Origin of the sequence: Halanaerobium sp. DL-01 (assembly GCF_003338615.1) — a bacterium.
Taxonomy (GTDB): Bacteria; Bacillota; Halanaerobiia; order Halanaerobiales; family Halanaerobiaceae; genus QPJE01.
In genome coordinates this window covers 22,464-30,339 of sequence record NZ_QPJN01000030.1, presented here as the reverse complement: position 1 = coordinate 30,339, position 7,876 = coordinate 22,464, and the positions used below count along the sequence as shown (strand labels likewise).

13 protein-coding genes are annotated in these 7,876 nt (G+C 29.0%); 5 read left to right on the top strand and 8 right to left on the bottom strand.

Annotated features, from left to right (window positions below):
* Positions 1 to 231 precede the first annotated feature (231 nt).
* A complete protein-coding gene (locus DER71_RS09745) occupies positions 232 to 858 on the top strand; it encodes a SatD family protein (RefSeq protein ID WP_114457989.1) in 627 nt (208 codons plus the stop codon).
* Positions 859 to 861: 3 nt separating this feature from the next.
* Positions 862 to 1,608 (top strand): DUF3307 domain-containing protein, encoded by a 747-nt coding sequence (locus DER71_RS09740; protein ID WP_114457988.1) that lies wholly within the window; start codon positions 862 to 864, stop codon positions 1,606 to 1,608.
* Positions 1,609 to 1,909: 301 nt separating this feature from the next.
* On the opposite strand, the gene DER71_RS09735 is transcribed toward DER71_RS09740, so the two are convergent.
* The 4 genes from DER71_RS09735 to DER71_RS09720 all read right to left on the bottom strand — a co-directional run bounded on the left by DER71_RS09735 (position 1,910) and on the right by DER71_RS09720 (position 3,453).
* Positions 1,910 to 2,227 (bottom strand): type II toxin-antitoxin system RelE/ParE family toxin, encoded by a 318-nt coding sequence (locus DER71_RS09735; RefSeq protein WP_114457987.1) that lies wholly within the window; start codon positions 2,225 to 2,227, stop codon positions 1,910 to 1,912.
* The gene (locus DER71_RS09730; protein ID WP_114457981.1) at positions 2,220 to 2,486 is read right to left on the bottom strand and encodes a type II toxin-antitoxin system Phd/YefM family antitoxin; all 267 of its coding nucleotides are present in this window, start codon (positions 2,484 to 2,486) and stop codon (positions 2,220 to 2,222) included. The genes DER71_RS09735 and DER71_RS09730 overlap by 8 nt, the downstream gene beginning before the upstream one ends.
* Before the next feature lie 309 nt (positions 2,487 to 2,795).
* Entirely contained in the window at positions 2,796 to 3,218 is a 423-nt protein-coding gene (locus tag DER71_RS09725) for a PIN domain-containing protein (RefSeq protein WP_114457986.1), read from the bottom strand.
* Positions 3,199 to 3,453, bottom strand: coding sequence for a DUF6364 family protein (locus DER71_RS09720; RefSeq protein WP_114457985.1), 255 nt, complete (start codon positions 3,451 to 3,453; stop codon positions 3,199 to 3,201). The genes DER71_RS09725 and DER71_RS09720 overlap by 20 nt, the downstream gene beginning before the upstream one ends.
* A 331-nt stretch (positions 3,454 to 3,784) precedes the next feature.
* Here DER71_RS09720 and DER71_RS09715 point away from each other — a divergent pair, with 331 nt between their 5' ends.
* On the top strand, positions 3,785 to 4,873 hold the full coding sequence (locus tag DER71_RS09715; protein WP_114457984.1) for a Fic family protein: 1,089 nt from the start codon (positions 3,785 to 3,787) through the stop codon (positions 4,871 to 4,873).
* A 201-nt stretch (positions 4,874 to 5,074) separates the two neighbouring features.
* Here the strand turns inward: DER71_RS09715 and DER71_RS09705 are convergent, their stop codons facing one another.
* Both DER71_RS09705 and DER71_RS09700 read right to left on the bottom strand, forming a co-directional pair.
* Positions 5,075 to 5,392: a type II toxin-antitoxin system RelE/ParE family toxin gene (locus DER71_RS09705; protein ID WP_114457982.1), complete on the bottom strand. Its 318-nt coding sequence runs from the start codon at positions 5,390 to 5,392 to the stop codon at positions 5,075 to 5,077.
* Positions 5,385 to 5,651: a type II toxin-antitoxin system Phd/YefM family antitoxin gene (locus tag DER71_RS09700; protein ID WP_114457981.1), complete on the bottom strand. Its 267-nt coding sequence runs from the start codon at positions 5,649 to 5,651 to the stop codon at positions 5,385 to 5,387. The genes DER71_RS09705 and DER71_RS09700 overlap by 8 nt, the downstream gene beginning before the upstream one ends.
* 476 nt (positions 5,652 to 6,127) lie before the next feature.
* Here DER71_RS09700 and DER71_RS09695 point away from each other — a divergent pair, with 476 nt between their 5' ends.
* Both DER71_RS09695 and DER71_RS09690 read left to right on the top strand, forming a co-directional pair.
* The gene (locus DER71_RS09695) at positions 6,128 to 6,403 is read left to right on the top strand and encodes an AbrB/MazE/SpoVT family DNA-binding domain-containing protein (protein WP_114457977.1); all 276 of its coding nucleotides are present in this window, start codon (positions 6,128 to 6,130) and stop codon (positions 6,401 to 6,403) included.
* Entirely contained in the window at positions 6,396 to 6,788 is a 393-nt protein-coding gene (locus DER71_RS09690) for a putative toxin-antitoxin system toxin component, PIN family (RefSeq protein ID WP_233487005.1), read from the top strand. The genes DER71_RS09695 and DER71_RS09690 overlap by 8 nt, the downstream gene beginning before the upstream one ends.
* Before the next feature lie 177 nt (positions 6,789 to 6,965).
* Here DER71_RS09690 and DER71_RS09685 read toward each other — a convergent pair whose 3' ends face one another.
* Together DER71_RS09685 and DER71_RS09680 are read right to left on the bottom strand one after the other, a co-directional pair.
* Positions 6,966 to 7,370 carry a type II toxin-antitoxin system VapC family toxin gene (locus DER71_RS09685; RefSeq protein WP_114457975.1) on the bottom strand — a complete coding sequence of 135 codons (405 nt, stop codon included), beginning with the start codon at positions 7,368 to 7,370 and terminating at the stop codon, positions 6,966 to 6,968.
* Positions 7,367 to 7,618 carry a hypothetical protein gene (locus DER71_RS09680; RefSeq protein WP_114457974.1) on the bottom strand — a complete coding sequence of 84 codons (252 nt, stop codon included), beginning with the start codon at positions 7,616 to 7,618 and terminating at the stop codon, positions 7,367 to 7,369. The genes DER71_RS09685 and DER71_RS09680 overlap by 4 nt, the downstream gene beginning before the upstream one ends.
* Positions 7,619 to 7,876: the final 258 nt, after the last annotated feature.

Here is a 7,876-nt window from a genome sequence, read left to right as displayed (position 1 = left end):
AAACGATCAGATAACATGGGATTAGCGCCATTCCTTCTGTCATAAAGCTTGCAATAATAGCAGCAAGAAATATTGAAGCAAGCTTTACGCCAGTGCCTGTGGAACCAAGCACGAACGCAAATCACAGTAACGTTATACGACATTAAGTCCTTGGTTTTATATTATTTGGTAACATAATTTAATTTGTGTTATTATTATTATAATATCATATAAAAAACGGAGGTTATAATAATGTCCCAATATACGGTTATTACTGGTGATGTAATCAAATCAAGAAATTATAATAATATAAATAAAATACTAAACGAAAGACTCAAAAATATTAAATATCCAGAGAACACGCTTGTTCCATTAAAAATCTCAAGAGGAGATGAAATTCAGGCTGTTTTTAAAGGACATATGTCATTTCCTAAATTTATAAGGCAAATAAGATATAAATTATTAAATTTAGATATACGTTTTGGAATAGGATTTGGAAATATTGATGAAAAAAGTGATGAAATAAGTTCCTGGAGTATGAATGGACCTGCATTTTATTATGCAAGAGAAGCTTTGGAGAGCATTGAAAAAGATAATATATATAAGACAAGATTTAAAAGTAATAACCAAATTGATGAAGCAATAAATACCATACTATATTTGATTGATACTTTTCAATCAGACTGGACAGATTCCCAATGGGAAGCTATATATTATTATGAAGAAAAGGGTACATATAAAGAAGCTGCTCAGGAATTAAATATTGCTTTTCAAAATGTAGAAAAAAGATGTAGGGCTGCTAAATGGAAAGAAATTAATTTTGCTGAAAGAAGTGTTAATAAAATAATAAAAAAATTTATACTGTCAGAAGGTGATTAACAAATGAATTTACTTTTATTAGGAATAATTTCTCATTTAATGAGCGATTTTATGTTCCAGTCAAATAAAGTTGTAAACTTGAAGATAGATAAAAATATAAAAGGATATTTTATTCATAGTCTTATAGTATTTACCTTTACTTTTTGTTTGACACTATTTTATGGTATTAATATTGCCTTTAGATTTGCTTTGATTATAAGTATTTCACATATTGTTTTAGATTACATAAAAGGGAAAATATCTATATGTTCTCCAAAAATAGAATTAGCCACTTTTATTACTGATCAATTGTTACATTTTCTTATCATATTTTTTGTTTGGAAACGTTTTATAAATCATCTTACGATACCTGTTTTCACAGCGTCAAATTCATTTGATTCGAATTTATTTAATTTTGATACAAGCATAAAGGAAGTATTAATATTAGTAATCGTTTATTTGATAGTTTTATTTGCAGGCGCAGTTTTGTTAGAGAAAATATTAAATATAATAGATATACAGATTGATAACCAGTCAGAAGGAATAAGTATGGGTAAATATATTGGAATTATTGAAAGAGCATTAATATTAACGTTAGTTACATTTGGTTCGACTTCATCTATTGGAATAATTTTTACTGCAAAATCTATTGCACGATTTAAAAAGTTTGATGATAAAAAACATTTTGTCGAATATTATCTTCTGGGTACTTTATCCAGTATATTTATTGCTTTAATAGGAGGATTATTTTTAAAAAATTTATTTAATTAAATTATTTCACCGTATATAAGGTGTATTATTAAAATTCACCGTTAAAAGGGTGAAAATCATTATTTCACCTAATATAGGGTGAAGTCGGATTTAACGTCGTATAACACAGTGTTCCCGTGGACGCCCACAGAACGGGCCACCCGTTTAGGACATGCCTTCTGTTACGGTATTTGCGAGAGTTACTGATGAATTTAACCGGTAGCAAATATCAGACAAACATCGTAACAGGCCCGAGCGAGGCACAGGCACGTCGGGAATACTCGGGACGTTATCTGATATTGAGCTAACCAATAATGCTTATCTATAATAAAAATTTATATTTTCGTTTACCATGTATGATTCTTCTGATTTCAACAATTTTATCTTTTTCAAATACTACATAAAACACAAGATAACTTCCTATAACAAGTATCTGGTAGCCTTTATAAATTAAATTTTCATCGTCTGGCTTTTTACCTTTGTAAGGAAAATCTTTTAACTGTGATATATTTTCATCAATCTTGTCTAAAAAGTTTAATGCTGCCTCAGGAACTTCTATTTGTATATATGAAATAATTTCATTAAGATCCTTTTTGGCAGCTGGAAGATAGATAACTTCATATTTTTGTGAACTACTCATTTAATTTCTTCCTCATTTGCTTCATTAAATCATCATGGGAAGTAGTAGGAGCATTATTTTCACTTTCTTTTTCAGCTTCTCCTAATTTTTTATAAAGTTCTAAAAGTGCCTGTTGCTTTTCAAATTGAGCAATACTCATAACAACCATATCACCACGACCATTTTTCGTTAAAAAAACAGGTTCTCCATTTTCATGACAAACTTCGGATATTTCTTTAAAGTTATTTCTTAAGTCAGAAACAGGTCTAATAGTTGGCATAAAATCATCCCCTTTCTTGTTTTTATATCAATATTATATCATAATTATGATAATAAATACATAATATAATGATAAATAGCTAAAAAAATAATAATTTGCAGGGATTATTTTCTTTAGCTTTAATTTTATTATAATGACTTTTTTAAAATAAAAATATAATCGCTCAACGATCAGATAACATGGGATTAGCGCCATTCCTTCTGTCATAAAGCTTGCAATAATAGCAGCAAGAAATATTGAAGCAAGCTTTACGCCAGTGCCTGCGGAACCAAGCACGAACGCAAATCACAGTAACGTTACATGAAATCCCTAGTTGTTTTTTGAAAAAATAGCTAGAAATTCCGTTGGACTTAAAGATTTTACATTACCTTTTTTAAAATCATCGAGATTTCTGGTTATTATATAATCGATTTCATTTTCATAAGAACTAACATCTATAACAGCATCTTCAAAATCGTTAATTTCTGAATTTAAAGATTTTCTTAGTATAGTTTCAGTTATAGGAATTAATTTAAACATGTCTAAGAACTCATTTAATACAAATTTCACTTTCTGTGAATCACTATAATTTTTCATTAAAAAATAAGCCAAAGTTGTAATTTCATGAGCACATAAATATCCCTGAATCTTATTTGCATTACACAATTCAATTATTTGAGCAGCTTGTTTATGCTTATTACGTTTGTTTAGAAAATCAAGGAGAACATTTATATCAATTGTAATTTTTTTCATGAAAAACTCTCCTTAAATCTTTTTTATCAGGAATAGGTTTATTTTCAAAAGTACCATAAAGTTTTTCTATTCTTTTTTGCAGTTTTTGTTCTTCAAAATCTTGTTCCTTGTTCTTTTTTAGTTCAATAAGATATTCTTCAACAATATGTGAGATGGATTGATGAGTTTCTTTTGAAAAATCATGAGCAAATTCAATAAGATCATCATTAATACTTAAAGTTAATTTCTTTTTCATTAAAATCACCTCTTTACGTAATTAATTATATCATAACACGTAATAGAGGTCAACTTTATAACCGGGACTTCATATAACATGGGATTGGCGCCATGCCTTCTGTCATAAAGCTTGCAGGTTAACCAATAACGGATATGAAAACGCAAACTTTACGCCAGTTCCTGCGGAAACAGGCACGAGCGCAAATCCCAGGGACGTTATGTGACATATCATAAATCAAATAAACTCTTTTTTATTTTCATAAAATATATATTTGAAAATAATTGCAATATAAAGCGAATTATATTATAATAAAATGTATAAAATGAAAATAAAAGAGAGGATGATCTAAATGAAACCTTTTAAACCATTTGAATTACCAATAGAAGAACAAATAAATCCTATGGAATTTTATAATGAACTAATTAATGCAAGCACAAATGTAGGTAAATATCAGGTTATGTTAAAAAAATCTAAAGTTAATGAGTATTTTCTTATTACTCCCTTTAGTTTACAGGAAGCTGTACAGTCCAGCAAAATCGAAGGTACACAAGTAACTTTTGATGAAGTTTTAGAATTTGATATTGATAAAAATGAAAAAAACAATAATGCTCAGGAAGTTTTGAATTATTATGATGCATTAAACTATGGTGAGAATGCTTTAGAAAAATATCCTATATCAACACGTCTATTCAAAAAATTACATGAAATTTTAATGAGTAATGGTGTTAGAGGTCAAAATAGAGCTCCTGGAGAATATCGTTCTATTCAAAATTTCATAGGCCCAGAAGGATGTACTTTAAAAACAGCTACTTTTGTGCCACCTCAGCCACAATTAGTCGATTCCTATATGTCTAACCTAGAAAATTATATTAATAATCCCAATGATAATTTACAATCTTTAGTCAGGATAGCAATAATACATGCTCAATTTGAAACCATTCATCCATTTTTAGATGGTAATGGTAGAATTGGTCGTATATTAATCCCGCTGTATTTATATGATGTAAATCTCATAAATTCTCCCAATTTATTTATCAGTGAAGTATTAGAAAAAGATAAGCACAAATACTATAGATTGCTGAATGGAACAAGAAAAGAGGGTAATGGTTGGAATGAATGGATTAAATTCTTCCTGCAAAGTGTAAACAAACAAGTACTCAAAAATATTGATCTAATTGAAGAAATTGATAATCTATATGAAAGAGATTTAGAAAATGCAATGAATTTAATAAATAGTACTAATGTAGTAGATCTAATTAAAGCGATGTTTCAAAAGCCTATATTTAATGTGAAAACAATTAGTTCTTTAACAGGGATACCTGATACAACTTGTAGAAGATATCTTAATACTCTTGAGGAAGAGAAGGTAATATTTTCAGATAATAAAATGAGAAATAGAAAATATTATTACTATAATTTACTTGATTTATTAAGATAAAAACCATGATACGTCACATAACATGGGATTGCCGTTAGGCTAAAGAACAAGCCTACCCTTCGGGACATGCCTTCTGGCACAAAGCTTGCAATAATAGCAGCAAGAAATATAAAGGCAAACTTTGTGCCAGGTCCTACGGACACGAGCACGTCGGGAACCCTCGAAACGTTATGTGACATTGAGCTAACTGAAAATATTATTTTATAATAAAAATTTATATTTTCGTTTACCATGTATGATTCTTCTGATTTCAACAATTTTTTCTTTTTCAAAAACTACATAAAAAACAAGATAACTTCCTATAACGAGTATCTGGTATCTTTTAGAATTTAAATTTTCATCGTCTGGCTTTTTCCCTTTGTAAGGAAAATCTTTTAGCTGTGATATATTTTCATCAATCTTGTCCAAAAAATTTAATGCTGCCTCATGAGCTTCTATTTGTATATATGAAATAATTTCATTAAGATCCTTTTTGGCAGCTGGAAGATAAATAACTTCATATTTTTGTGAACTACTCATTTAATTTCTTCCTCATTTGTTTCATTAAATCATCATGGGAAGTAGTAGGAGCATTATTTTCACTTTCTTTTTCAGCTTCTCCTAATTTTTTATAAAGTTCTAAAAGTGCCTGCTGTTTTTCAAATTGAGCAATACTCATAACAACCATATCTCCACGACCATTTTTCGTTAAAAAAACAGGTTCACCATTTTCATGACATACTTCAGATATTTCTTTAAAGTTATTTCTTAAATCAGAAACAGGTCTAATAGTTGGCATAAAATCATCACCTTTCTTGTTTTGATATCAATATTATATCATAATTATGATAACAAATACATAATATAATGATAAATTGATAAAAAATTAATAATTTACAGGAGTTATTTTCTTTAGCTTTAATTTTATTATAATGACTTTTTTAAAAATATAATCACTCAACGATCACATAACATGGGATTGGCGTCATGCCTTCTGTCATAAAGCTTGCGGATTAACCAATTACGGGTATGAAAACGCAAGCTTTACGCCAGTTCCTGGCGGAAACAGGTACATCGCAAAACCCAGAGACGTTATCTGAAATATTATGATTAGTTTTTAATATCAACTATGATTCATAGCCTTTTGTGTTGGTTGAAACATAAATAATATACATGCTATATGCAAAATTTCTCACTAAAATCATACACATAATTTACTTAATGTGTTATAATAATAAGTAAAGAATGTAAAGAAAGTAAAAGGGGGAAATAAATATGGAACTTGCTAGAATCTCTTCAAAAGGTCAGATTACTATACCAATTGAAATTAGAAAGAAATTGAATTTAAAAGAAGGAGATAAAGTATTATTTGTTGAGGAAGGCGAGAATATTTTTGTTTTAAATGCTTCATTAGTTGCTTTAAAAGAAATACAACAAAACATGAAAGGCGAAGCAGAAAAACAAGGATTTAATTCAGAGGAAGATGTAAACAAATTTGTAGAAGAAATAAGAGAAGAGAAATTGGAGGATAAATATGAGAGTGATGATTGATACAAATATATTTATTTCTTCTATTTTATTTCCAAATTCATTACCAGCTAGATTAGTAGAAGATGTATTATATAAACATAATCTTGTTCTATGTTCTCAAATTATTGAAGAACTTCATGAGGTTTTTAATAGAAAATTTAATAATAAGATTAAAGATCTTGAGAGATTTTTGTCTTGCTTAAGTTATGAATTAGTATATACACCATTAAAAATAAATAAAGACAATTATCCTGAAATTAGACACGAAAAAGACTTACCGATATTAGTATCTGCTATTTTATCAGATATTGATTGTTTTGTTACAGGCGACAAGGATTTTTTTGATGTTGAAATTGAGAGACCTGAAATAGTTTCGGCGAAGAAATTTTTAAAGAGTTCAAAATAAAGTTTATAAGTTTAAGAACGCATAATACAGCAGCTAACAGAGTATTCCTGTTACGCCAAAAACCGGCTACCCTTCGGGACATGCTCTCTGTCATGCTTTTGCAAAAACAAGCAAAAGTCACGCCAGGCCTTCGGCACGAGCATGTGGGGAACACCAGGGACGTTATACGGCATTGGGCTAAGTAATTACTGCTACTGGAACATCAATACTTTTAGCTGCTCTAACTAATCTTTTATCTAAAGTTACTAAAGCAGCATTTTTACGCCTGCTTGTAACTAAATACACAGCGTCATAAGTAGGATGACTTATCTTGCATGAAAGTGGCAAAGCTTCTTCAAAAATGTCTTTGGCATCAATAAACTGATCTACCATTTTATAAAGATATTCAATTTTTCTCATAATATCTTCTTTGCTATAATCTTGATATTCATGATATTTCCACAATGTATTACTAGCTTCATAAATAAAAAGAGAAGGAGCAATTACCCAGTCTGCCTCATTTAATATATTTATGATTTCTTGTTGTCTTTTACCACCCATCACTATTTCAACAGCTGCACTTACATCAATTGTAATTCTCATCTTTCACGATCCTCTCTAACTAATTTTACAGGATCTAATATTTCTTCATCTTTCTGTTCTTGACTGGTTTCTTCCTGTATTTTTTTTAAAAGTTGTTGACGACGTTTTTTGTTTTCTTTTTCTATATTTAAAGCTTTTTCCAATAAAACTATTGTTTCCTGGGTAATACTCCTTCTGTCGGCTTCAGCTAATTGGACAATTTCTTGATAAAGATGTTCTGGTAAATCTCTCACTTGTAAAGATGGCATAATAAAAACCCCTTTCACCTAATAATTAATCTTTTATTCTATTTATATTATATCATTATATTATATCACTTAATATCATTGCATGCAATATGCATGTATAATGTTTATGACATTTATGCAGGTACTTTTTTCTATTAAAAGAATTATATTATTAATGTTCTTATTATTAATGTTCTTAATTAATAAAGATAAGAGCAGAGCCCAACAGTCGTATAACATGGGATTGGTGTCATGTCTTCTGTCATAATGCATGCAATT

Coding starts and splice junctions, on each gene's coding strand:
- DER71_RS09720 (WP_114457985.1), bottom strand. CDS start 3,453: ATGAAAAAGAAATTAACTTTAAGTATTAATGATGATCTTATTGAATTT.
- DER71_RS09725 (WP_114457986.1), bottom strand. CDS start 3,218: ATGAAAAAAATTACAATTGATATAAATGTTCTCCTTGATTTTCTAAAC.
- DER71_RS09730 (WP_114457981.1), bottom strand. CDS start 2,486: ATGCCAACTATTAGACCTGTTTCTGACTTAAGAAATAACTTTAAAGAA.
- DER71_RS09695 (WP_114457977.1), top strand. CDS start 6,128: ATGGAACTTGCTAGAATCTCTTCAAAAGGTCAGATTACTATACCAATT.
- DER71_RS09745 (WP_114457989.1), top strand. CDS start 232: ATGTCCCAATATACGGTTATTACTGGTGATGTAATCAAATCAAGAAAT.
- DER71_RS09705 (WP_114457982.1), bottom strand. CDS start 5,392: ATGAGTAGTTCACAAAAATATGAAGTTATTTATCTTCCAGCTGCCAAA.
- DER71_RS09715 (WP_114457984.1), top strand. CDS start 3,785: ATGAAACCTTTTAAACCATTTGAATTACCAATAGAAGAACAAATAAAT.
- DER71_RS09690 (WP_233487005.1), top strand. CDS start 6,396: ATGATTGATACAAATATATTTATTTCTTCTATTTTATTTCCAAATTCA.
- DER71_RS09680 (WP_114457974.1), bottom strand. CDS start 7,618: ATGCCATCTTTACAAGTGAGAGATTTACCAGAACATCTTTATCAAGAA.
- DER71_RS09685 (WP_114457975.1), bottom strand. CDS start 7,370: ATGAGAATTACAATTGATGTAAGTGCAGCTGTTGAAATAGTGATGGGT.
- DER71_RS09740 (WP_114457988.1), top strand. CDS start 862: ATGAATTTACTTTTATTAGGAATAATTTCTCATTTAATGAGCGATTTT.
- DER71_RS09700 (WP_114457981.1), bottom strand. CDS start 5,651: ATGCCAACTATTAGACCTGTTTCTGATTTAAGAAATAACTTTAAAGAA.
- DER71_RS09735 (WP_114457987.1), bottom strand. CDS start 2,227: ATGAGTAGTTCACAAAAATATGAAGTTATCTATCTTCCAGCTGCCAAA.